We start from the raw sequence: 25,353 nt of genomic DNA on the forward strand, positions 1-25,353 counted from the left end.
ATAAAAAAACAGTTGGGGATAAACAGCTTGATATTTAATAGTATTAAGCTGTTTTTAGGAGATTTTTATCTTTTTAGATTGTTTGTAGTTTGTAGCATTTCATCACTGGTTGTGATAACTTTTGAGTTTGAATCATAGGCTCGTTGTCCCGTTATCAAATCAGTTAGCTCAACAACAAGTTCAACATTGCTAAGCTCAACAAAACCTTGTCTTAAATTGCCTAAGCCGTCTAAACCTGGAGTTCCTTCTAACGGTTGACCAGAACTATCTGTCTCAACATACAAATTATCTCCCATAGAGTGAAGTCCGGCAGGATTTATAAAGTTAACTAGCGTAATTTGTCCAACTTGAGCTGCTTGAGCTTGTCCTGGCTGAACAACAGTAACTGTGCCATCTGTACCAATTGTTATACTTGTTGCATCTGGCGGTATAACAACTTCAGGAAGAAGTTTATATCCATCACTATTTACTAGTGTTCCATTTTGATCAACTTTAAAAGCACCGTTTCTTGAGTATGTCTCAACGCCAGTTGGAAGCTCAAGTTTGAAAAAACCTCTGCCGGTAACTGCAATATCTAGTTGATTATCTGTCTGCTTTAAGCTACCTTCTGCAAATATTTTATTGATAGCTGTAGGTCTGGAACCAAGACCAACCTCTATACCAGTAGGACTTTTGGTGGCATCACTTGTTGAAGTTCCAGCATACTCCATTACTTTGTACATAAGGTCAGCAAACTCTGCACGAGACTTCTTAAAACCTATCGTGTTGACATTGGCAATATTATTTGCAGTCGTGTTTATTTGTGTCTGCATTCCTATCATCCCGGTAGAAGCAGTGTAGAGTGATTGCATCATAGATTATCCTTTTTTGGCAATTTTATTTATAGCGTCGTTGTTCATATCATCCATCTGTGTGCTCATAGCCTTTTGATACATCCCTACTAGGCGGTTAGTCTCTATCATTTGTGTCATCATACCAATTGCGTTAACATTGCTTTTCTCAACAAAACCCTGTAGAACAGCACCACTGTTGTCTGCACTCTTTAGCTCACCTTCCCCATCATATCTATATAGGTTATTGCCCTCTTTTTTTAAAAGTGCCATATTGTCTGGCTGGGCGATAAAAAATTTAGCTCCTTGAGCAAACTTAGCACTATTTGGTATGGCTGTGACTATCTCGCCATTTTTACTTATTTGAAGAGCAGTATCCTCTTGATTTATTCGCATAGATTTCTTAGATGTAAAATAGTCACTTGGCAAAACCTCAAAACCGCCCTTAGTTGTGATTGTTCCTTCATCATTTACTGTAAAAGCACCATCTCGTGTGAGTCTAATCCCCTGGGGTGTTTTTACTAAAAAGAAGAGACCTTCCTTGGAGAGAGCCAAATCTAGTTGATTGTCACTTTTTTGCATAACGCCAAGAGAGTGATCTGTGTATGAATCTACTATTTGTGGCGCTTTATTTAGAGATCTATTTAGAAATTGAGCTGCTTCTTTGGTTTGATTTGCAAGTGGTAAATCATCCCTCGCTTCTTTATAAAGACGCAAAAAATCTCCTATGACTATATTGTCTTCTTTAAAACCAATAGTGTTCATATTGGCAAGATTGTTTGAAATAGTGTCTAGACGATTAAATTGAGTGACCATACCAGCCGCTGAACTATAATATCCACTTTGCATAGGTGCCCTTTAGCTCTGTTTTTTGTAGCTAAAGCAATGTGTGTTCCAAGTTGTGTTAATTGAGTAAAATATCTGCTTAGTAAAGATAAGCAGACTCTTTTGGCCACCTATTTACCGTAAGTTTTGAAAACTTATCGAGATAGTCCCAAAAATCATCTTTTATGGCTTGGTCAATATCTAGTTCCATAAGCACGCTTCTAAATGTACCAAGCCACTCATCTCTAGACTTTAAATATATAGAGAAGTTTTTATGAATATCAATCATGTATTGGTCTAAATCCTTGCCTCTCATCTCATCATCATAAATAGAGGGTCCACCACAGATTTGAATAAAAAACTTTGTATTCCTCTTTTTAACCTCTTCAAACTCTCCATGATCTTGTGGAAAAAAGTGAGCAATATCACCATGGTAGATTTCATCATAAAATTTATACATAAGCTCCTGCATGCCATTGTAACCTAGTGCTTCATAAAAGGCAGGATTAGGATTATTAAACTTCACTCTCTCACCCTTGGTTGCTTTTGTTATCTCAAAACTCATATTTACCCCTGCTATTTTATTTGATTAGAAACTGTCTAGTTTATAGGGAACATTCCAAAATAAATTTTTATTTTATACAAATTTACCATAAAAAACACAAAATTAAAATATTTGGGTATAATCCAATTTTTAAAAATCCTTCAACTCCATAAGGCATAATCTATATGACAGCTAAAGATCTCAACAAATCTATCGACGCATTTTTTGCAAATCAGAAATCAAAAGAGTGTTTAACTTACGAATCAATCATAGAGCTTTTTGACAAACAGCCATCAACTGCACAGATAAACAATATGTTTAAACTTGCAGTAAAAAACAAATCATGTATTTTTACCTCTTCTGAGCATGCAAAACTTCTTAATGATAAAGAAGCTCAAGCTAGAAAAAATGCTCAAAGAAAGATGCTTGAAAATAATGAAACAGATAAGTTTGACATACTAAAAGAGCATGAGCTTCTTGAGTGGTCTCGTTCTGATTCGCCAGTTCGTATGTATCTTCGTGAAATGGGTCAAATTCCACTTTTAAGCAAAGAAGAAGAGATAGAGATATCTAAAAAAATCGAGGGTGGAGAGAGCATTATTATAGATGCAATATGTTCTGTTCCATACTTGATAGAGTTTATTTTAGACTATAAAGAGCCTCTCATCAACCGTGAAAGAAGAGTAAAAGAGCTCTTTAGAAGCTTTGAAGATGAAAAAGAAGAAGATGCAGATAGCGGCGAAGAGGTTGATGAAAACGAAGATGATGAAGAAGGTGAAGAGAAAGAGAAGGTTTTAACTGTAAAAGATAAAACAAGGGTTGAAAAAGTAACAATCAGCTTTAAAGAGTTAGAAAAAGCAAAAAAAGAGTGGATAAAGCTCGCTGAGAAGATGCCAGAAAATTTAGATGGCGAACTTACTTTAGAGATTTTTCAATACTTTTTAAATGTAACATTCAAAAAATCTATCTTAAAAGAAAAACTTTTAGAACTAGGACCAACTTCAAAGCTTATAAATGAGCTTGTTAAAGCTATGGAGACAGCGCTTAAGAGTGATGAGGGTTATGATAAAGAGTTAAGAAGACTGGAGTATAAACTTCCACTTTTTAATGCGACTCTAAAGGCTAATCATAAAGTTTTGATAAGCAAAATTTGTGATCTTACAAAAGAAGATATTTCCGGTATGGTTCCAGAGGCGACCATGGTTAGCACATACATGGAGATTAAAAAACTAGTTCAAACCAAAGAGGCATCAAAAAATAGTTTTGACATGGAACCTGAGAAACTTATGGATATTTTAGAGCAGATTAAAAGAGGTAAAAATATCTCTGAAATCTCTAAAACTAAAATGGCAAAATCAAATCTTAGACTTGTTGTATCAATCGCAAAAAGATACACAAATCGTGGATTACCGTTCCTTGACCTTATCCAAGAGGGAAATATTGGACTTATGAAAGCGGTTGATAAGTTTGAATACCAAAAAGGTTATAAGTTTTCAACATATGCAACTTGGTGGATTCGTCAAGCGATTTCTCGCGCTATTGCAGACCAAGCAAGAACTATTCGTATTCCAATCCATATGATTGAGACTATAAACCGTATCAACAAAATTATCCGTAAACATCTTCAAGAAAATGGCAAAGAGCCTGATGTTGAGACAATTGCCGAAGAGGTTGGACTCTCTGTTGAGAAAGTTAAAAATGTAATAAAAATCACAAAAGAGCCAATAAGCCTTGAAGCTCCAATCGGAAGCGAAGATGATGGAAGATTTGGTGATTTTATTGAAGATAAAACATCACTATCTCCTTCAGATGCGATATTAAAAGATGATTTAAAAGTTCAAATTGAGAGTGTTTTAGAACAACTAAATGAGAGAGAGAAAGCTGTTATAAAACTTCGTTTTGGAATTATGGATGATGAATCTGATAGAACCCTAGAAGAGATAGGCAAAGAGTTAAATGTTACAAGGGAGAGAGTTCGTCAGATAGAATCAAGTGCTATTAAGAAGCTCAAACATCCTAAAGTTGGTAGAAAACTTAAAAATTATATGGAAGAGTAGTCAAATAACAGATGACTTTTGAGCAACAGTGGATAGAAAACGATTACAATCCTTTTGTTATTTTTGATAAAAATGCAAAAGTATTGTCCTTGAACTCTGAGGCTCAGTTTCTTTTAGGCGTTGCAACTACGGATGAGCTCTTTAGTATTGCAACAACTTATGCCAATGTTTCGTTTGGTTTTAAGACAACATTTATAGAGTTAGAATTTGGAAGATATAGCTTTTTTGCAATTACCATTGGATATGAAAATGAGAATGAAATAGGTATAAAACTATACAGAACACCATCATTTAAGATAAATAAACCAAAACCAAGTGGCGAGCTTATAAATATCTATGCCTTAGTTGATTTGTGTATCTCATCCAAATCCATCAACTCAAAAATAGAGTTTACAAAAGATTTTGACCCAACTATCCCAGAGATTACAATCGACTCAAACAGTTTTATAAAAGTTCTTAGTAAAGCATATGAGTGTTTTGAGCAAAACAGTAAAATAAATACAAAAATATTTTATAGAGTTGGTGAGCATATAAAATATGAGGATAAAAAATATAGTATTTTTTCTATTGAAATAAGTGCAGAAATTATAGATAAACAAAAAATAAATACTTTAGAGGCTTTAACGGCGACTGCTAGTTTTTATATAGAGATAAAAAAGAGTATACTCATAAATATTCCAATGATTACTGCTTAGTTAAAATCTTTAGAAGCGATATGCCCAATAACTATACCTAGCAGTAATGATGGAAGGTACACTGCAATATTTAAAAGTTCATTGTTTTTTAGAGCAATAAATCCTAAAATTAAAAACAGATATGGAACAAGTCTAAATGGTGAAAAACCAGCTTTTGAGCCTTTTTTGATATCTTTTATATTTAAAATTTTTATCTTTTCTCTCTCATCTTTGATCACATCTTTAAAATCCTTTTCTACTAATGACTCTTCTTGTTTTTCATCATTAAAAAGTTCATACGGATCTTCTATCTCATCAAGAATGTCTCTTTTTTCATCTATATTTTCTGCTAAAACTTGCGTTATTATCATCTTCTTATAGGCGATTGACGAACCTAAGATAATAAAAAAACTACTAAGAAATGAGATTTGAAGATTAATAAAAAATTCAAATGAAATTATATTCGTAAGAAGAATAAAAAATTCTACAAGAGCTATAAATCTAATAGTTTTTTTCACCATAATCCTCGTCATCATCTTCTTTTAGCTTTTTCTTGATAGCGTAGCGAGGTTTTTTTGCTAGCTCTTCATACTCTCTTATCTGCTTTGAGTAAGCCTTATAAACATTTGAGATAGCTGCAGCAATACCTATAAAAATACCTATCCACAGTGTCCATCCAATTCCAGTATATTTTTTAAGCAGTATCCCGATTCCCACACCCATAGCAACTGCCACAACTATAGAAATTCCTAAAGATAGATTATCAGCCGCCTCTATAATAGGTTTTATTCTAGGAGCTTTTTGCTCCTCTTTATTTTTCTCAGCCATTTGTAATAGCTTTAAATACTCTAGCACTCGCTCTGATGGTATCTTCTATCATCTCATCAGTTATGGCAGTTGAAATAAATCCTGTCTCATAAAGTGAGCATGCGAAGTAAAAACCTTCATTAATCATACCCGCATGAAATTTAGCAAAAAGTTCTGCATCTGAGTTGCAAGCATCAGCGAAATTTTTTACAGGTTTTTCGTTGAAGAAAAATCCAAACATACTTCCTCTTGTATCTATCTGCATTGGGATTCCACACAAAGATGCTTCTTTTTGCATACCGTTCATAAGCCTCTCTGCTCTCTCATTAAGAACTGAAATAATTTTTGCATTATTTTTTAATTTTGATAATGATGCATACCCTGCCGCCATAGCAACTGGATTTCCGCTTAGCGTTCCTGCTTGATAAACCGGTCCTTCTGGTGAGAGTTTTGCCATTATCTCTCTTCTTGCGCCAAAAGCACCCACCGGCATACCGCCACCTATAACTTTGCCAAGTGTAACTATGTCTGGTTTAACTCCAGTTATAGACTCTGCACCATTTACGGATGCTCTAAAACCACTCATGACTTCATCAAAAATAAGCAAAGTTCCATTCTCGTCACAAAGTTTTCTCAACTCATGTAAAAACTCTTTATCGGCAGGAACAAGTCCCATATTTCCAGCAATTGGCTCTATTATGACACAAGCAATATTTTTAGAATCAGCAAAACACTTCTTAACGCTCTCTATATTGTTATACTCTGCTAAAAGTGTATGTTTTGTAAAATCTGCTGGAACTCCAGGAGAACTTGGGTTTCCAAATGTAGCCGCCCCACTTCCAGCTTGAACTAAAAGTGAATCACTATGACCATGATAACACCCTGTAAACTTTACAATATCATCACGGTTAGTATATCCACGAGCAAGACGAATGGCACTCATAACTGCCTCTGTTCCACTACTTACAAATCTAATCTTTTCAATCGAGTCAAACATAGAGATAACAAGTTTTGCCAAATCACTCTCAGCCTGAGTCGGAGCGCCAAAACTAAGTCCATGCTTTACAGCCTCTATGACAGCTTTTTCAATGCTCTCATCTCTGTGTCCAAAAAGAAGAGGTCCCCAGCTTTGAACATAATCAATATATTTGTTGCCATCAACATCAGTCAAGTATGCGCCATTACCCTCTTTAATAAACAGGGGAGTTCCACCAACACTACTAAATGCTCTAACAGGTGAATTAACTCCACCTGGGATTAAATCTTGTGCTTCCTTAAAAGCTTTTAGTGAACCATCTCTACTCATTTGAATACCTTAATATTTTTTGCAATTATAGCGAAGTAGCATTAATCTTGATTTGATATAATCCTTTTTAAAAAAAGAGGTACCTTGAATCGTTCATACTTTGCACTTTTTGTGGCACTTCTTATTCACGCTTTACTACTTCTTCTATTTCTGTTTTTAGGTAGTATAAAGCATGATATAAAAAAATCAGTTGAACCAAAAGAGAACAAAATCAAAATATCCCTCAAAGAGATGCCAAAAAGGGACAAAGAGCCAACTCCAGCTAAAGAGCAACCAAAGCCTCTTGATGAAAAAACAGCTGCTATGCCTCATGGTAAACAATTGAAAGAGATGAATAAATCGAGTAAAGCAGAACCAGAAAAAAAAGAGTTTATTAAGTTTGATCCAAAAGAAGTAGAAAAAAAATCACAAGCTACAGAAGCACCAAAGGTAGAACCAAAGCCAGAGCCAGTACCCACAAAAGAGTCGCCTCCAAAAAAAGAAGCGTATATACATGTTGAGCCAAAAAAACCAAAAGATCCATTGGCATGGATGAGCGAAGATAGATCTTCAGAGGTATCTCAACAACAAAAAAGCATACAAAAAAGCGGTAGCAGCATTAGCAGTAGTATAAAAGAGCTATATGGAGATGAATTTTCAAAATTAACAGCTGGGCAACAAAAATATATTATTGACAATCAAGAGGTTATGAGAAGAATAACACAAGAGGTTTTAACTAGGGTTGCAAGGGTAAATATACCAAGAGATTTTAATGCAAATAGAGTAAATGTGATAGAGTTTTATCTTCATCCAAATGGAGACATGAGCGATTTTAAATTTCTAAAAAATAGTGGGTTTTATGTACTAGATGATACGACTAAAGAGACTATTGAGTACGCGTACAGCAGGTATCCACGACCAACTGAAAAGATACTTATCAGATATAATGTCTACTACAATATGGGTAGATAAAGAGTTTAAAAATCCTTCACATAAACTATGCTGACACCTTGATCGTTTTCATCAACTTCTACATCAAATCTTAAAGATTTTCTTAGATTGTATTGGATGATTATGCTTGAAATGGTGTTATTTTTATAAACTAGTCTAAAATCTTTGTTAAATCTAGCACCAATTTCATATCCCAAATTTCCAGTTTTGTTAGTTAAAATACTTAACGTATCAACTCTGACTCCAGTTTTTTCACTTAACATATTTTTAAGACCAGTCCCTAAAAAGAGTGTATTTAATGAAATTTTATTTGTGTTTTTCTCATTATTATTGAAGAGCTCCGAGGAAGCTTCTCCAAAAAGAATATATGAGATGATGTCGTTTTGACTCATGGTTGGCTTTGATGAAAATAGAATTACTGGCGAGGACATTGTGTTTGTGATATAAATTTCTATCTCTTTACTGTCTGGTGTTTGAAAATGAAGAGTTAGGTTTAGATGTGGGTTTAATGGTCTCTCTCCATAAAGATATATCTCACTTTTATCAAACTCAAATATATTGTCTTCAACTTTAACCTTACCACTATTTATAGAGATTATGCCAAAGAATTGCACACCTTTTGTATCGTTCTGGTATACAACAATATCTGGTTTAAACAAAAGGTCGATTCCTTTTACTTTGTATCTGATTGGTTTAGCTGAGTCTATATGAATATTTAAAGTTCTATTTGTGTTTGTTTTTTTCTCTTTTAAATCTTGGATAATGATAATATCCTCATCACTTATCTTATAATCATTTTGAAGTACATAGCTGATTTCACCATCCAAGATAGTGATATCTCCACTAATATCCTGCTTGCCATTGGCGTTAAAACTACCTTTTAGGTCTGCTTTGAGCGTTATATCTATATCTTTTTTTCTGTAATGATACCCATCACTTTTTAGCTCAAGATCTGCTATCTTTTTTGATGGCGAGATGGTGCCGCGTATAAGCAAATTATCAAACAGATAAAATTCTACTAACTCTAAATTATTTTGAGAATCTATCAATATTTTAGATTTTTTATTTGAGTAAATTTTATAATCTCTTACCATAAAATCATATCTATCAATACTGAGTTCGCCTTCAACGAAAGAGAACTCAAAAAATCCATTATCTCCACTGTACTTTTCATCATCTTTCATTTTGACTCTATAAAACGGTACATCTACCCTGCCCTTAACAGCCAATTTATCCCCAAAATAGAGAGTTGCTTGTGCCTCTAAGGAGGCTTCATACTCAAGTTCTTTACTGTTTTGCTCCACACCAAAAATTGTTAAAAATTTCTTTAGAGATCTTGCTTTTGATCTTATCTCTAGAGTTTTGCTATTCAAGTCTCCAAGAAGAGCGAATCTGCTTGCTCCTAAATTACCAGAACCTTCTATTTTTGCGCTCTTTTCGTTGAGCGCAATATTAAATATATTTGCATCAATCTTAAGCATTGTCGTTTTGTTTTTTCGGTGTGCACTTAAAGTTATAGGAAGAAGCTTTTTAATATCGATATTCTTGAGAAATCTGCTATCTTTTTTCGGAAAAATTATACTATTTAAAGAGAGTTCATCCCCATTTTTAATTAAACTGCCAGTAGCACTAAAATGCAACCAATCCAAATCAAACAAAAAATCTTTAAAATCAACTGTCGATAACTTTGCTTTTGTGTTACCAACGCTGATATTTGCAGTATGTTTTTTAACATTACCATTTATCGTAATTTTTATATTTCTTAGTAGATACTGCGGTAGTTGCGAGGTTATACTCAGATCAACATTTGAGCTATACTCTTTTTTTGTATTAAATGAAACCTCTTGCTTTATTTTAGCTCTGTGCTCATTGTAGGATAGGTTATATTTCGTCTTTAGGTAAAAATTATCTTTTTTTATAAAATATGAGAGATTTATATCAGTATTGCTTATGCTTATATTTTGCTCGCTGTTTATTGCTATATCTTTTAGTTTTGTTGTAAGAATCACTCTATCTTTAGTTATGTCAACTCTAGCATTTAATCTTTTAGGTACCACTTTTATGAAGTATAAATATTTATCAGTTATATCTTTGCTTAATTCTGCATCCGCATCAACAATAATGTTGTTAGATTTTATATGTCCATTGATATAAGCATTTGCTTGTGGTGTCTTTAAATTTGAAGAAATTGTAGCCATATCTACATTTTCATCTCTATAGTTTATCTTTGAGCCATTCAAATCAAACAGATATTCGTTACTATGAAAAATAGCTTTTGCACTTTTTACTGTTAATTTCGATATGTTAAAAGCTATTATTTTTGTTTTAGTCTTATCTTTTTGTATCTCATCTATATCTAAAGCAACTCCCTCTGCTTCTATCTTCTTTAGCGTTGGAGTTGGGCTAAGGAGTGATAAAAAATTATACTCTACCTTCAATACTCCAATTGATACTTCGTTTTTATATCTAAATTCATCAACGATAAAGCCGTCAAATATGGTTCCTTTGATAGTTTTATACTCTATGCCAAAATCTTTCGAATACTCTTTTGCTAGATAAGGAACTATGCTTTTACTAAACAGCAAAAAGAAGATGGCTCCTAAAATTGTAAGCGAAACAAGAGTGATAAATCTTGGAAAAAGATATAGGTATTTCACTAAAATAACTCTCCAATATGAAAGTGTACGGCATAATTCTCTCTTGGATTATCAACATTAAATCCAAAATCAATCGCCAATGGTCCAATCGGGGTTTTGTATCTAACCCCAAATCCAGCGCTATAGTAGCCAATGCTATAATCAGGAGTGGTTCCATCTCCTAAAAAAGTGTTGTCGTTAAAAACAACGCCTCCAACATTTCCATAAATTTTAAATCTAAGCTCAGCTGTTGTTTCAAAAATAGAGTTTGAGCCAACTGCATTGTTTTGGCTATCTACTGGACCTAATTTTCTATATCCATATGCACGATTTGAATTCATACCACCTGCAAAAAAGTGGTATGAGTTTGGAATGCTACCCTCTTGTACATCCATTGAGCCATAACCTGCCTTTAAAGCCAAGATTAGAGATGAGACAGGCATAATATACCCACCATCTATCTTATATTTGTAGTACGAGGCATCTGAGATATTGCTCAACACAGAACCAGCTATTTCTGCATTTATGTAGTGTCCATGTGTTGGGTCAAAAATATTGTCTCTTACATCGTATCCCCACTCTAATTTTGGAGATATTACAAAAAGTGATTTATTTGGAAATTCATAAATATTTTCACTAGCATAAGAGACAGAACTATCAAAAACTAGACTCTCCTTAAAGGTATTAGAAGAGAAAAGTTGTCTGGTATAAACAGAACCAAAACTACTTTTCTCTTTAAAACTTATAAAATCTTCATTGGATAAACCAACTTCTGTCCCCATAGAATTTTTATTATTTAGTGGCATATCAAAGTTTGTAGTTATCTCTTGCTTTATTTGAGTTACTCTTGTATTTAGACTTAATGTCTTTAGATTTCCAAAGAAATTTCTATGTTTTATACTGAGTTTAGCCATAGCACCTTCATTACTACTAGCCCCAATGCTGGCCTGAAAACGAATCGGCTTCTCATTTTCCGTAATCGTTACTTTTGCATCAACCTTGTTGTCCTCAGAGTGGATGGTTGTATCTATAATAGCCTTTGATATGCCGTCATTTGCATACAGATTTTCATAACTTTGTGCGATTTTATTTAGAGAAAATTGCTCATTTTCTTCTATCTTTAAAAGAGATTTTACTATATTTTTATCTATATTTTTAGAGCCAACTACTTCTATTTTTCCAAAATGACATATATTTTTTGGTTTTATTTCATAAACAATATATGCTCTGTTTTCCTCTTTATCAATCCATGCTTTTGATTCCAGATCAATATCGCAAAAGCCTTTATTTGCATACATGGTGGTTATATCCTTTTTACTTTGTGCAAACTTATCTGCGTCAAAAACTTCTCCATCTGTTATATTTAGCGTGCCATCGAGCTTTATATCTGAGATAATCGCTATATCTTTGATGATTGTTGGTTCGTTCTCTTTTATTTGGATAGTTATATTTTTGTTGTTACTACTGTGTGAAAGTTCTGCATGGAAATAACCTCTTGTTTTGTAGTAGTCTTTAAGTGTTTGAGTTATCAGCGAGACTGTTTTTATGTTGATAGATGGTTCTTCTTTTCCAAACTCATAAAAGTATGGTTTTTCTAGATTGATAGACTTATATAACTCTCTTGAGCTTATTTTCTTGTTCCCCTCAAGCAAAAGAGGCAATTTATCACCAAAAAGCAGCGATGAGAGAAAAAAATATATAAGTAATTTTCTCTTCAATGAAACTCCGGTTTAGAAAAAAATAGCACTGGCTCTATTGTGCTTTTTATTTGATTAGTTTTGATAGCCTTGCTTGAAGCTTTAGCCACATCCTATGTTCCATAAGTGGAAAGCCAGCGAAGGTTAAGCCACTCTCTTTTATACTTTTTGTTACACCACTTCTTGCGGCCATTGTTGTAAACGGAGCTATTTCAAGATGCCCAGCTGTTGCACTTTGTCCACCCATAACAACATTTCTACCCATTTTTGTTGAGCCAGAGATTCCTGTTTGAGAAACAAGAACAGAGTGCTCACCTATGATAGAGTTGTGACCGACTTGAACAAGATTATCTATACGGACACCTTTTTTTATAAGTGTTGCACCAAAAACAGCTCTGTCGATCGTGGTGGAGCTTCCAATCTCAACATTATCTTCAATGATAACGATTCCATTTTGATAAATCTTTTTGTGCTCACCCATCCTAGAAGTAGCAAAACCAAAGCCATCACTTCCAATAGTTGTGTTTGCATGAATGATACAGTCGCTGCCAATTTTACAATCTCTATAAACTGTAACACTTGGGTAAATTATAGTGTTATCTCCAACTACAGCCTTACAACCAATATAAACATGAGCCATAATGGTGCAGTTTTTACCGACAACAGCACCATTTGCAATCTCAGCTTTTGGCGACACAGTGGTACCCTTGCCAACTATGGCAGGCTGTAAATCACTCTCTTCAATAGGTGGAGCGAAATGTTTTGATAAAGTTGCCATTTGATAGTATGGAAAATCAACAACTAAAGCGACACAACCATCTGGAACATAAACCTTTGTTGCCTCATCTACAATAACCGCACCAGCTTTAGAGTTTTGAATATCTTTTATGTACTTCGAGTTTGAAACAAAAGATATCTCGTCCTTTGTTGCGTCGGCGAGAGTGTTCATTCTAGTTACCTCAAAGTCCACGCCATGATACTCTGCACCAATTATGAAAGCTATCTCTTTTATTTTCATACTAACTACCTTAAGAATTTAATTCTGCAATTTTACCCTGGATTATTCATTATCTATAGTATTTATCACGCCACTTTGACTAAAAATATATTAGCGTTCCAGCGCTACAGAGCCACTTCTAACTATCTCTTTAGGATTATATCTCTGTATGAGATTTAAAAAGTTTTCAACTCTTTTTGGCTCGTCTGCGACCATAACTATAATTATATTTTCACTAGCATTTACAATTTTGCCATTATAAGCAGCACAAAGAGTGCTTATATCTGTGATATTTTCAGTTACTGGAAATTTTATCAACGCCATCTCTTTTTCAACCAAGTCAGCATGTTCATAAACCTTTAAAACCGGTATAAGCTTATGAAGCTGTTTTGTTATCTGCTCTATTACTCTCACTGAACCAGATGTTACTATGGTTAGTCTAGAGTATTTACTGTTTGGGATTGGAGCAACAGTTAGAGATGTTATGTTATACCCACGACCAGAAAAAAGGTCTGTAATACGAGAAAGCACGCTAGCTTCATTAACTACTATAACAGAGATAACTCTTCTTGCATTTTCGTCTTGCATTATTTTTTCTCCTTTTTCTCTAGTAGCATCATGTTGTAAAGTGAACCACCTGATGGAACCATCGGCATAACATCTTCAAGTCTCTCTACGGCAACATCTATAAAGGCTACAATATTTTTCTCAATCGCATCTTTAAGAGCTATATCAAACTCCTCTTTTGTGGCAACTTTATATCCGATTCCGCCGAAAGCTTCTGAGAGTTTTACAAAATCAGGCTGAATACTTAAATCTGTTTCACTGTATCTTTTATCATAAAATAGTGTTTGCCACTGTCTAACCATCCCAAGATAGTTGTTGTTTAAGATAATGTTAATAACTGGCAATTTTTGCTCAACGGCAGTCATCAACTCTTGACAGTTCATAAGAATAGAGCCATCACCTGTAAAATTTATACTTATTTTCTCAGGAGATGCTGCTTTAACACCTATGGCAGCAGGGAAACCAAAGCCCATGGTTCCAAGTCCACCAGAACTTATAAACTGGCGTGGACGAGAAAATGGATAAAATTGCGCACTCCACATCTGATGTTGTCCAACATCTGTTGAGATATTTGCGCTGTCTCCGAGAAGTTCGCCTACCCTTTCAATTACCCATTGAGGTTTTATATTTTCAGTGTCATCATGATATGCCAATGGATGAAGCTCATCAAAATTTTTGATTGTCTTTCTCCATTGTTCATATTTCTCGGCTTTTATCACTATCGACTGCTCAAGCATCTCGCAAACAACATTTTTAATATCACCAACTATTGGATAATCAGCACTTACAAGCTTGGAGATGCTAGCTGGATCTATATCAACATGAACAACACCTGCATTTTTAGCAAATTCAGATAGCTTTCCAGTTACACGGTCATCAAATCTAGCACCAAGGGCAATAACCAAGTCAGTCTCACTCATCGCCATATTTGCGGCATATGAGCCGTGCATACCGAGCATAGAAACAAGAAGTTCATCATCATGGCTCAAAACGCCTCTAGCCATAAAAGTCTCAACAGCCGGAATACCTGTTTTTTTAACAAGCTCTCTTACTTCGTATGCTGCATTTGAATTTATTACACCTCCGCCAAGATAAAAAAGCGGTCTTCTAGCGTTTGCTATAGCTTCCATCACTTTTTTAATCTGACGAGGATTGCCTTTTGTGTGTGGCTTGTATGTTTCAAGGTCTAGCTCAATTGAGTAGTCAAATTCTGCAATTTGTGCCGTTACATCTTTTGGTATATCAACATGAACAGGACCGGGACGACCGCTAGAAGCAATATAAAACGCCTCTTTTAAAACTCCAGGAAGGTCAGCTGCGTTTGTTACAAGATAGTTATGCTTTGTACAAGAACGACTGATTCCAATAGCATCAATCTCTTGAAATGCATCCGTACCAATAAGACTCATAGGAACCTGTCCGCTAATAACAACAAGCGGAATAGAGTCCATATACGCGTCAGCCAAACCTGTTACGGCGTTAGTGAAACCTGGGCCACTTGTTATAATAGCAACACCAACTTTTCCACTGGCCTTTGAGTATCCTTCGGCTGCGTGGATTGCGGCTTGCTCATGTCTCGTTAGAATATGCTTAAAAGTTTTTTGTTTATATATCTCATCGTAGACATTCATAATAGCTCCGCCTGGATAGCCGAATATTGTCTCAACACCCTCTGCGATTAAAGCCTCAATGACCATCTGTGCGCCACTAATTTGCATGAGAAGTCTCCTATTTAAAAAAATTGTTTAATTATATCAAATCAAGTTATATCGCAGTTTAAAGCTAAATCTAGTTTTCCACTATAATACGGACTTAATCATTGTATATGACATCTAACTATTCATGAGGAGTTGAGTTTGAGATGTTGAATTTAACTCTATTACAGAATATTTAAAAAAAAACTTCGATATACATTGTTACATAATCTGTTAATTAACAACAATGTGTATCTTTTTATATTTTTAATTAACTGCTACTCTCTTATGTAATTTTCTTCTTTCAGTACTTTTTTTATCATCTGCTGGTGCTCTTCACCTTTTGTTTCTACATGAACCGTAACATTTGCATCGCCATAATCAAGAGAAACAGAAGTTCTATCGTATGCAATATGTACTATGTTGGCATTTAGTTGTTGTAAAATCTCCGTAAAACGCATAAGCGAACCGGGTTTATCGATAAGCGTAACGGTTAGCTTCATTTTTCTACCGGATTTCAACAATCCTTTTTCGATAATCACAGAGAGCAGTGTTACATCCACATTTCCGCCACTAAGCACAACTGCTACTTTCTTATCTTTAAGATGCTCTAGTTTATGATGAAGAAGCGCAGCAACACCAACCGCACCAGCACCCTCAACAACAAGTTTTTGTCTCTCCAGCAGAAACAGCATCGCACTTGCAATCTCTTCGTCATCAACACTTACAAATTTATCTACACTCTCAAGCATATAGTTTAGTGTAATAGTTGAAGTGTCTCTGACAGCAATTCCGTCCGCAATAGTTCTCACGCTTAAACTATCAATGGCTTGACCCAAATCAAATGAGTTTTTAAGTGCTGGAGCACCTTTGGCACTTACTCCAATCACTTCAATTTTGGGATTTCTACTCTTAATCGCCTTTGCCATACCAGAGATAAGTCCACCACCACCAACGGGAATAATGACAGCATCAAAGTCGCTACAACCATCTAAAATATCAAGAGCTAAAGTGCCCTGACCTGCCATAACTTCATCATCTTCAAACGGATGCACAAAAATAAGTGAATTCTCTTTGCCATACTTAGTTGCATAGGCATAAGCCTCATCATAATTTCCGCCAGCTAGGATAACCTCTGCGCCATAATATTTGACACCATTTATTTTAGTAAGAGGTGTTGACTCTGGCATAACAATCACCGCCCTTATATTAAACAAAGAGGCTGAGAGTGCTACTCCCTGAGCGTGGTTTCCAGCGCTCGCAGCTACAACACCAGATGCCCGTTGCTCGTCACTTAAAGTTGCTATCTTGTTATACGCACCTCTTATTTTAAAGGCTCCAGTCACTTGGAGATTCTCTTTTTTAAGATAAACCTGACACTCTGCAACTTGACTAAGATTTGGTGCATATGAGAGAGGAGTATCTACGATTACGCCCTTTATTCGATCTCTTGCTTCATATATTTTATTTATATCTAACAACTAAAAACCTTTTTTTATGGATGTTTCTACTGAAGTGCGCGATGTTCTACCATCGTACACATATTTTGAACAACTTGCATTCCTGCATCTTTAGCTTTTTGCGCAGCTTCGTTGTTTACAACTCCTTTTTGAGCCCAAAAAATCTTAACATCGCCTCGTTTTATACAAGCATCAGCAACGCTATGAAGTGCATCTGGCTTTCTAAAAACATCAACCATATCTATCTCAAAAGGTACCTCTAGAAGTGTGCGATAAACTTTCTCACCTAAAATCTCATCCTCTTTAGGGTAGATTGGCACTATCTTAAAGCCCTGCTCTTTTAGGTACTTCGCCACTCTATTACTATCTTTTGTCTCATCGGGTGATAAGCCAAATATTGCAATTGTTTTAGTTGTTTTAAAAATTTCTCTGATTTGTTCTTTATTTGAATTTACTAGTGGAAATTCGCACTCCATAAGACATCCTTTAAAAAAATATCAGTGATTATACCAGAGTGACTATATCTTTTAAGATAAATTAAAATAAAAGTATTAATATTTTAGATATTAAACAATATTATATAAAAATTTATCTGCTTCTTATAATAAAAATAAGTTAGAAAAATATAATAGAAATATATATGTAATTAATATCATTAAAGTCGCATATTTAGGCTAGATAAAGGGTAGAGATTGTAAAATCCTGACCATTTTAAAAAACAAAGGAAAGCTATATGAGTATTCCCATTTATACTTACGACGCGATTGTAGTTGGTGCAGGATTGGCTGGCTGTGCTGCTGCAAGAGAGCTACAAAATGCAGGTAAAAAAGTTGCTGTCATTACAAAACTTCATCCACTAAGAAGCCATTCAGGTGCTGCACAAGGTGGCATAAATGCCGCTTTTAGTGATAAAGACAGTGTTGAGCTTCATGAGTTTGATACAGTAAAAGGAAGCGACTATTTAGCTGATCAAGATGCTGTAGAGTTTATGTGTAAAAATGCTCCAGAGACTATTCGTTGGGCTGAGAGAATGGGTGCTGCATTTAGTAGAACGCCAGATGGCAAAATCGCTCAAAGACCTTTTGGTGGGCAATCTTCTCCTCGTGCATGCTATGCAAAAGATAGAACAGGACTTACTCTTCTTCAAACCATATACGAACAAGCTTTCCGTGTTGGCGTTAAGTTCTGGGATGAGTGGTATGTTGCGGATTTAATCTACAAAGATGGCAAAGTTTCAGGTGTTGTAGCTTTTAACATTAGAGATATGGAAATGGCGATTTTTAACGCTAAGTCGGTAATGTTTGCCACTGGCGGATATGCTCGTGCATACAAAATCAACTCAAACGCTCACGCCAACACTGGTGACGGTCTCTCTATTGTAGCTCGTCATGGTCTTCCGCTTGAAGATATGGAGTTTGTACAATTTCATCCATCTGGACTTTCAGGAAATGGTGTTTTAATCTCTGAAGCTGCTCGTGGTGAAGGTGGAAAACTGTTTAACTCTTTAGGCGAGAGATTTATGGAAAAGTATGCTCCAAGTGCTATGGAGTTAGCATCTCGTGATGTTGTTTCTCGTGCAATCTTAAATGAAATCAGAGAGGGTCGCGGTGTTGGACCTAGAAAAGATGCGGTATTTATAGATGTTACTCATCTTGGTCGTGAAAAAATCATGGAAAGACTTCCAGAGCTTCGTGATTTGGCTATCACATTCTTAGGTCTTGATATGATTAAAGAGCCTATTCTAATCTCTGCAACAGCTCACTACTCAATGGGTGGAATTCCTGTAAATATCGCTGGAAATGTTCGTAAAAACAACTCAGAATTGATTGAAGGTTTCTATGCAGCTGGTGAGTGTTCTTGCGTATCTGTTCATGGAGCAAATCGTCTTGGAGCAAACTCAGTTCTTGAAGCACTTCTGTTTGGTCGTTATGTTGGTAAAACAATGGTTAGCGAAATTGACGACATTAAACTTCGTGTTGCAACGCAAGAAGATGCAAAAACTGCTGTGCATGAAATCGAATCTCTACTACACAAAAATGGTCATGAGACTGTGCCTGCTCTTCGCGAAGAGCTACAACAGTGTATGACTGCAAATGCTGGTGCATTTAGAACAAAAGAGACTCTTGAAATCGCTATTGCTAAAGTAAAAGAGCTTCGTCAAAGATATAAAGATATTCGCATTAAAGACAAATCAAAAGTATTCAATACAGAACTTCAAGAAGCTATAGAGCTTGGTCATATGATTGATTACTCTGCGTTCATTGTTGAGAGTGCTGTTGCTAGAAACGAGAGTCGTGGCGCACACTATAGAGAAGATTTTGAAACTCGTAACGATGAAGAGTTCTTAAAACATACAATGGCTTATATGGATGAAAATGGTGATATTACGCTTGATTATATGGATGTCGTTCTCGGCAAACATGAGTTAAAAGCTAGAACTTATTAAGGAGAGGTGCATGAGTACACATACAATCACCACACAAAAAGTAAATTTTAAAGTATTTCGTTTCAATGCCGAAGATGATTATCTTCCATACTATGAAAACTACAGCATGGATGTTACATCTGAAGAGGTTGTTTTAGACATATTAAACAGAATCAAATGGGATCATGATGGTAGCTTTTCATACCGCCGTAGCTGTCGTCATGGCATCTGTGGGGCTTGCGCTATCAAAGTAAATGGTCGTTCAACTCTTGCTTGTAAAGAGAGTATGACAACTATGATTGAGTACTTTGGAAACGAGCTTACAATTGAGCCGTTAAGTACAAAAAGAGCTGTTAAAGATATGATTATTGATAAGGCTGACTTCTGGGATAAACATGCAAAAGTGAACCCTTACCTTGTTGCAGACATAGATGAAGCTCCGACTTGTGAAAATCTTGTATCGCCTCATGAAGCAGAAGAGTTAGATGAAGCGGATCTTTGTATTCAGTGTGGTGCATGTCACTACGCTTGTCCTGTTGTTGAGATAAATGAAGATTTCTTCGGTCCAGCTGCTTTTGCTGCGGCATATCGCTTTGAATCCGATGTTCGCGATAGTGACGCAGATAGACTTATAGCGGTAAATGAAGAGAAACAAGGTGTCTGGGATTGTGCTAAATGTTTTGAGTGTGCAGAGGTTTGTCCAAAAGATGTAAACCCTATCTCAAAAATCACAAAACTACACCAAATGGCATTTAAAAAAGGTGTTGCGAAAAACAATGTTGCAACTCGCCACGCCGTTGGTTTCTTCCACTCAATCAAAAAGCGCGGTGTGCTTGATGAGGGCGGCTTAGTTCTATACTCTGAGGGTCCATCAATCGTAAAACATATACCTGTCGCACTTCAAATGTTTAGAAAAGGTAAAATAACAATGCCTTGGAATATGCCAAAATCTGACAATCTAGATGAGATTCAAAAACTTATAAAATCATCGTCAACAGTAAAGTTCTAGGAGTAGATAAATGAAAAAATTAAAATATGCACTTTTTACAGGATGTACAGCAAAACAGAGTACTCCAGAACAGATGATGTCAACAATGGCAGTAGCTCGCAAGTTAAACATAGAACTAATCGAACTAACAGAAGCATCTTGCTGTGGTGCTTCGCATCTACAAGATTATGATGACTTTTTATCTCTTGTTCTAAACGCTAGAAATATAGCTTATGCCGAAAAACATGAGCTTACAATGGTAACAATCTGTAATACTTGTCAACTAAACACAGCTATGACAAAACACAGACTCGACAACAATGCAGAGCTAAAAGCAAGAGTAAATGAAAAACTTGCAGAAGTTGGCTTAGAGTACAAGGGTACTTCACTTGTAACTCACTTCCTCTATGCAATTATTGATGATTTTGGTTTAGATAAAATCAAAGAGATGGTTGTAAAACCTCTTAGCCAATTCAACATAGCTCCATTTTACGGATGTCATAATATCCGCCCATCTGAGCTTCACAACGAGTCTCACAAAACAGCGGAAAACCCATACAACCCTACTTCACTTGATGATTTGATTATCGCTTGTGGTGGTAAAAATGTTGAGTATGAGCAAAAAAATAAGTGCTGTGGTTTCCACATCGAGCTACAAGCACCGCACACAGCAGCAGTTCTAACAGGAAATGCTATCGCAGGTGCAACTGACCAAAACGCAGACATGATGGTAACACCATGCCCACTTTGCCACCTAAAACTAGACACGCAAGCACACCACGCATCAAAAGCAATCGGAAGAGAAGTTTCACTCCCAGTTCTTCACATGCAACAGATGATAGGCTTGGCTCTTGGATGTACTCCAGCCGAACTTGGACTAAAACACCATGTTACGGAAGTTAACTTTATCTAAAACTAAAAAATAGAGAGGTTTTCTCTCTGTTTTCTTTCTCTCCTCCTTTTATCGCGTAAATTAGTCTCAGAAGTTGTTAAAATGAAAATTTATTCACAGTATAATTTTAATTTTTGTGAAATTCACTTAAGTTTTGATAAAATGGTATATCAATAAATTATTGGAGTTTATTATGCAAACAATAGCAGTGCAAATTAAAAATGATTATGTTCAGAAGTTTATGAAGTATGTTAATAGTCATAGTGAGCATATTGCCATCGCAAAAGATAAAAACTTAGAATGTGACCCATATTTTTATGAGAGACAAAAAGAGTTACATCAAATAAAAAATGATATTGATAATGGTAAAATTAAAATGATAGAAAATGATGATTTTTGGGATGATATAGATAATTATGTAGAAACTCTGAAAAAATGAGAATTATAAATAATCCAGAATTTTCTAAAGAATTAAAAGATATACTCAAAAATATAGCAAACGATAAGCCACTCGCTAGCAAAAAATTTGCTAAAGAGCTAAAAGAAAACATCAAAAATATTCCAAATAACCCATATATGTATCCGCCATCACAGTATTTTAATGATAAAGATGTAAGAGACATGACATATAAAAAATATACTATAGTCTATCAAGTGGTATTAGAAAGAAATACTATAGAAATAATGAAAATATTCAATAAAAATAAACCGTCATAACAGAACAGATTGAGCGAAAAGTAGGGATTCATTCACAGGGGCATTTTTTTCAAAACTCGAAAAAGTAAGCCAATAAGGCTATAAGTCCTCCGCTACATAGGTATATGCCTCAAGCGGCATGCCACTGAGTTTGAATGTTATATGTAAATATTAGATTACTCTCTGTGAACGAATCTCCACTTTTTGTCAAAAATAATATACTCTAAATTTCAACTAAACTACAGTCTTTCAATTTGTCATAAAATTACACTACTGTAAATGAATCTCCACCTTTTACTCGTTCCCATCGTCTTCGATGGGAACACACACAACTAATACTGACGATCACAGAGCGTGGAAACTAGAAAAGACGGTTACTCTCAAGTAAGCATGAATCTATCAAAATCATTAATAAGTAAAGTTGTGAAAAGTGAAAGTAGAGATTCACTCACAGGGGTGTAATTAATATTAGATATAATATTTCAATGATTTAAAAATATGGAATTTCAATGTTCAAAATAATGGCAAGGTCAATATATGCATTACTTATCTTCATAGGAGTAGTAGGTGGAGTTTGGTCTTTTTATAATGAATTAGTTTCATTAGAAGATTATAAGCTATCTCTTTTTTTGAAAAGTGAAGAAAAACTTATTGAAAATGAACATTCTAATATTGGCCTAACTATGGCATATAATGGGGTTGGAATCAACTCTCTTTACCTAACTAAATATACACTAAAAAATACTGGGAAAAGAGCATTAACTAGAGATTATATTTATGAGCCAATCCAAATATCTATTGGTAATAAAAATAGTATTTTAAAAGTAACATCAAACAATCATCTACTAACTCATACAAATGACTCAATAACTATTAAATGGGATTTATTTAATCCAGATGAAAGTATAAATGTCTTAATTTTTTCAACTGAACCAATCAAACTGAATATCCATCAAAAAATTAAAGAAATTAAAACGATCACGTTCGTTAATGAAATTAAAAATCCAACAATAACCAAACGATTCAAATCTATAAATATAATCTGGTATTTACTAATGATTTTTGCTATGTTAATTACTATTGATGGACTTTTTTTAATAAAAAATGATTCAAAACTTGATAAAATTTTTGCATTTCTTAAATCTTTACCTACTTTGAAAAGCATTGAAAAAGAAGATTACTTCTCAGAGCTCAAAAAATTATACGAAGATTATTATAATTCTGCTCCACTACTCTTTGTAAAACCTAATGATTTGAAAAAATTAATTTCTGCATATATTACCCCATTAGAAACTATTTCTGATTTCGAGCTTGTTAGAGCCAAACAAGAGGGTATCAACTATGTGCGTAATGCAAATTTATACAATATTAGAACACAGAATATACTGTTTGGCCCTATTCTTTTTATTATTTCTTTTATTGCTATTATAGTTTTATTATTTCTTCCATCTTTCCCAATTTTTTAAATTACACCCCTGTGAATGAATCTCCACTTTTTATCAAAAAATTATATACTCTAAATTTCAACTAAACTAAAATCTTTCAATTTGCCATATATTTTATTGTAATGAATATAAATGGCTAAGATGCATGATTAAAATATAGGATTGACAAATGCCGACAAGATTAAGAGTGGACTTAGCTGGTTATCATCATATTGTAAATCGTGGAGTAAATCGTTGTGATGTTTTCAACTCCAATGAGGATAAAGAAATATTTTTACAAATCATCAATAAAAGTGCCATGCTTTATAAGACAACACTACATGATTACTGTTTAATGGACAATCATTATCACTTTCTGATAGAGACACAAAAGGAAAATCTATCATCTTTTATGAGAGTAGTTAACGCAAACTATGCAAAATATTTTAACAAAAAATATAAACGCAGTGGGCATCTATGGCAAGATAGATACAAATCAAAATACATTACCTCTGAAAACTATCTTTATTCACTAATCAGATATATTGAAAACAATCCTCTTGAGGCCTCTATGGTTCATAAGATAGGTGCTTATCCATACACATTATCATTTCTGATTTTTAACGCAAAAGATTACTATCCATGCTGTAGTGATTCTATCTTAATCAAACAATTTGACCTCAAAACTTTGAACGAATTTTTAGGAGAACCTATGAATGACAAAGAGCTACAATGTATAAAAACAAAAGAGAAGCAAAAAATACTCAAAGAAGATGGTATTTTATATGTGAAGCAAGAAAAACAATTTCAAGAGCATTTTTATGATATTTCCACAAATTCAGATAGAAACTTAGCAATACTTAATGCATACCAAGACGGTTACTCTCAAGTAAGCATAGCCTCATATTTGAATCTATCAAAATCATTGATATGTAAAGTTGTAAAAAGCAAAAGTGGAGATTCACTCAAAGGGGTGTAATTTACAAACATTATCCATAAAAATAGCAATCTCAGAGTAGTTTTAAATTTTGCTATTTCCTATAATTCTCCTACAAAGTTTTAAAAAGAGGTTCTATGAAAAAAACAACTAAAGATGAATATCTTCAAAGTATCTATAAAGTTATTTATTATATTGAACAAAATTATAATAATGATTTAACTCTTGAAGAGTTGTCAAAAGTTGCAAGTTTTTCAAAATACCATTTTCATAGAATTTTCAGCTCTGTAATTGATGAGAATTTGAGTGACTATATAAGAAGAGTAAGACTTTCAAGTACAACAATGAAATTTAAAACAAATCTAAGCATCACCCAAATAGCACAAACAAGCGGATATGAAACTCACGCTTCTTTTTCTAAAGCTTTTAAAAAGCATTTTAAGATAACTCCAAAAGAGTTTTCAAAAAATGCAAAAAAGAAAAAAGGAAACAAAATGTTAGAACCAAAAATTGTAGAGATAGAAACTATTGATGTTTTGTATGTGAGAAAAACTGGAAGTTATATGCATTCTGCTGATGAGGCGTGGAAAACGATGGTAACATTTGTTAGTCAGAATGAGCTATTTGAAAAAGCAGTTGCACGGTATGGTATTTCTCATGATAATCCAAATGTGATAGAAGAACATAATTTGAGATATGATGCTTGTTTGGAATTAAATGAAAGTGTAAATCCAATGGGAGAAGTATCTATCAAACAAATTGCCGGCGGTAAATATGCTCTTTTTATGCATAAAGGTTCTTATGCACTTATAGGTGAAACTTTTAGAAACATAGGTGATTGGATAGTTGAAAGTGGTGTAAGTTTAAGAGATGAACCATCATTTCAAAAATATCTTAATCTTGACCCTACAGGAATAAAAGAAGAAGATTTACGAACAGAGCTTTATGTACCAATTAACTGATATTG

General features: G+C 34.4%; 24 protein-coding genes. 11 read left to right on the plus strand and 13 right to left on the minus strand.

Annotation, left to right across the window (positions count from 1 at the left end):
* Positions 1-65: 65 nt before the first annotated feature.
* From flgG to PHV22_RS02890, 3 genes are all read right to left on the minus strand, one after another.
* Positions 66-854, minus strand: coding sequence for a flagellar basal-body rod protein FlgG (gene flgG / locus PHV22_RS02880; RefSeq protein WP_295023189.1), 789 nt, complete (start codon positions 852-854; stop codon positions 66-68).
* Between the two features lie 3 nt (positions 855-857).
* Complete coding sequence (locus PHV22_RS02885) at positions 858-1,679, minus strand: flagellar hook-basal body protein (RefSeq protein ID WP_295023188.1); 822 nt, start codon at positions 1,677-1,679, stop codon at positions 858-860.
* A 76-nt stretch (positions 1,680-1,755) separates the two neighbouring features.
* Positions 1,756-2,220 (minus strand): globin, encoded by a 465-nt coding sequence (locus tag PHV22_RS02890; RefSeq protein WP_295023187.1) that lies wholly within the window; start codon positions 2,218-2,220, stop codon positions 1,756-1,758.
* A 164-nt stretch (positions 2,221-2,384) separates the two neighbouring features.
* Here PHV22_RS02890 and rpoD point away from each other — a divergent pair, with 164 nt between their 5' ends.
* Both rpoD and PHV22_RS02900 read left to right on the plus strand, forming a co-directional pair.
* Positions 2,385-4,256: an RNA polymerase sigma factor RpoD gene (rpoD, locus tag PHV22_RS02895; protein WP_295023186.1), complete on the plus strand. Its 1,872-nt coding sequence runs from the start codon at positions 2,385-2,387 to the stop codon at positions 4,254-4,256.
* Between the two features lie 11 nt (positions 4,257-4,267).
* A complete protein-coding gene (locus PHV22_RS02900) occupies positions 4,268-4,951 on the plus strand; it encodes a hypothetical protein (protein WP_295023185.1) in 684 nt (227 codons plus the stop codon).
* Here the strand turns inward: PHV22_RS02900 and PHV22_RS02905 are convergent.
* The 3 genes from PHV22_RS02905 to hemL are packed head-to-tail and all read right to left on the minus strand — an operon-like array spanning position 4,948 to position 7,043.
* On the minus strand, positions 4,948-5,448 hold the full coding sequence (locus PHV22_RS02905) for a hypothetical protein (RefSeq protein WP_295023184.1): 501 nt from the start codon (positions 5,446-5,448) through the stop codon (positions 4,948-4,950). The two genes, PHV22_RS02900 and PHV22_RS02905, sit on opposite strands and share 4 nt — an antisense overlap.
* The gene (locus PHV22_RS02910) at positions 5,432-5,758 is read right to left on the minus strand and encodes an AtpZ/AtpI family protein (protein ID WP_295023183.1); all 327 of its coding nucleotides are present in this window, start codon (positions 5,756-5,758) and stop codon (positions 5,432-5,434) included. Before PHV22_RS02910 ends, PHV22_RS02905 begins: the two co-directional genes overlap by 17 nt.
* Positions 5,751-7,043 (minus strand): glutamate-1-semialdehyde 2,1-aminomutase, encoded by a 1,293-nt coding sequence (gene hemL / locus PHV22_RS02915; RefSeq protein ID WP_295023182.1) that lies wholly within the window; start codon positions 7,041-7,043, stop codon positions 5,751-5,753. The genes PHV22_RS02910 and hemL overlap by 8 nt, the downstream gene beginning before the upstream one ends.
* Before the next feature lie 84 nt (positions 7,044-7,127).
* On the opposite strand from hemL, the gene PHV22_RS02920 reads away from it, so the two are divergent.
* The gene (locus PHV22_RS02920; RefSeq protein ID WP_295023181.1) at positions 7,128-7,994 is read left to right on the plus strand and encodes a hypothetical protein; all 867 of its coding nucleotides are present in this window, start codon (positions 7,128-7,130) and stop codon (positions 7,992-7,994) included.
* 5 nt (positions 7,995-7,999) lie between these two features.
* Here the strand turns inward: PHV22_RS02920 and PHV22_RS02925 are convergent, their stop codons facing one another.
* From PHV22_RS02925 to PHV22_RS02955, 7 genes are all read right to left on the minus strand, one after another.
* Complete coding sequence (locus PHV22_RS02925) at positions 8,000-10,630, minus strand: translocation/assembly module TamB domain-containing protein (protein ID WP_299945657.1); 2,631 nt, start codon at positions 10,628-10,630, stop codon at positions 8,000-8,002.
* Positions 10,630-12,327 (minus strand): autotransporter assembly complex family protein, encoded by a 1,698-nt coding sequence (locus tag PHV22_RS02930; RefSeq protein ID WP_295023179.1) that lies wholly within the window; start codon positions 12,325-12,327, stop codon positions 10,630-10,632. Before PHV22_RS02930 ends, PHV22_RS02925 begins: the two co-directional genes overlap by 1 nt.
* A 46-nt stretch (positions 12,328-12,373) precedes the next feature.
* Positions 12,374-13,324: a UDP-3-O-(3-hydroxymyristoyl)glucosamine N-acyltransferase gene (lpxD, locus tag PHV22_RS02935; protein WP_295023178.1), complete on the minus strand. Its 951-nt coding sequence runs from the start codon at positions 13,322-13,324 to the stop codon at positions 12,374-12,376.
* Positions 13,325-13,414: 90 nt separating this feature from the next.
* Positions 13,415-13,891 (minus strand): acetolactate synthase small subunit, encoded by a 477-nt coding sequence (gene ilvN / locus PHV22_RS02940; protein WP_295023177.1) that lies wholly within the window; start codon positions 13,889-13,891, stop codon positions 13,415-13,417.
* Positions 13,891-15,588 carry an acetolactate synthase large subunit gene (locus PHV22_RS02945; RefSeq protein WP_295023176.1) on the minus strand — a complete coding sequence of 566 codons (1,698 nt, stop codon included), beginning with the start codon at positions 15,586-15,588 and terminating at the stop codon, positions 13,891-13,893. Before PHV22_RS02945 ends, ilvN begins: the two co-directional genes overlap by 1 nt.
* Positions 15,589-15,842: 254 nt before the next feature.
* Positions 15,843-17,045 (minus strand): threonine ammonia-lyase, encoded by a 1,203-nt coding sequence (gene ilvA / locus PHV22_RS02950; protein ID WP_295023175.1) that lies wholly within the window; start codon positions 17,043-17,045, stop codon positions 15,843-15,845.
* Between the two features lie 26 nt (positions 17,046-17,071).
* On the minus strand, positions 17,072-17,500 hold the full coding sequence (locus PHV22_RS02955; RefSeq protein ID WP_295023174.1) for a CoA-binding protein: 429 nt from the start codon (positions 17,498-17,500) through the stop codon (positions 17,072-17,074).
* Positions 17,501-17,757: 257 nt separating this feature from the next.
* Between PHV22_RS02955 and sdhA the strand changes: the two genes are divergently transcribed.
* From sdhA to PHV22_RS02995, 8 genes are all read left to right on the plus strand, one after another.
* Positions 17,758-19,470, plus strand: a complete 1,713-nt coding sequence (gene sdhA / locus PHV22_RS02960; protein ID WP_299945664.1) for a succinate dehydrogenase flavoprotein subunit — start codon at positions 17,758-17,760, stop codon at positions 19,468-19,470.
* 10 nt (positions 19,471-19,480) lie between these two features.
* A complete protein-coding gene (locus tag PHV22_RS02965) occupies positions 19,481-20,458 on the plus strand; it encodes a succinate dehydrogenase/fumarate reductase iron-sulfur subunit (protein WP_295023172.1) in 978 nt (325 codons plus the stop codon).
* Between the two features lie 10 nt (positions 20,459-20,468).
* A complete protein-coding gene (locus PHV22_RS02970) occupies positions 20,469-21,350 on the plus strand; it encodes a CoB--CoM heterodisulfide reductase iron-sulfur subunit B family protein (protein WP_295023171.1) in 882 nt (293 codons plus the stop codon).
* A 172-nt stretch (positions 21,351-21,522) separates the two neighbouring features.
* Complete coding sequence (locus tag PHV22_RS02975) at positions 21,523-21,768, plus strand: hypothetical protein (RefSeq protein WP_295023170.1); 246 nt, start codon at positions 21,523-21,525, stop codon at positions 21,766-21,768.
* A complete protein-coding gene (locus PHV22_RS02980; protein WP_295023169.1) occupies positions 21,765-22,046 on the plus strand; it encodes a type II toxin-antitoxin system RelE/ParE family toxin in 282 nt (93 codons plus the stop codon). The genes PHV22_RS02975 and PHV22_RS02980 overlap by 4 nt, the downstream gene beginning before the upstream one ends.
* 488 nt (positions 22,047-22,534) lie before the next feature.
* Positions 22,535-23,491: a hypothetical protein gene (locus tag PHV22_RS02985; protein ID WP_295023168.1), complete on the plus strand. Its 957-nt coding sequence runs from the start codon at positions 22,535-22,537 to the stop codon at positions 23,489-23,491.
* A 148-nt stretch (positions 23,492-23,639) separates the two neighbouring features.
* A complete protein-coding gene (locus PHV22_RS02990) occupies positions 23,640-24,428 on the plus strand; it encodes a transposase (protein ID WP_295023167.1) in 789 nt (262 codons plus the stop codon).
* A 95-nt stretch (positions 24,429-24,523) separates the two neighbouring features.
* Positions 24,524-25,348, plus strand: a complete 825-nt coding sequence (locus PHV22_RS02995; RefSeq protein ID WP_295023166.1) for a GyrI-like domain-containing protein — start codon at positions 24,524-24,526, stop codon at positions 25,346-25,348.
* The last annotated feature ends 5 nt before the right edge of the window (positions 25,349-25,353 follow it).

The organism is Sulfurimonas sp. (assembly GCF_028713515.1).
In the GTDB taxonomy this organism is placed as follows: Bacteria; Campylobacterota; Campylobacteria; order Campylobacterales; family Sulfurimonadaceae; genus Sulfurimonas.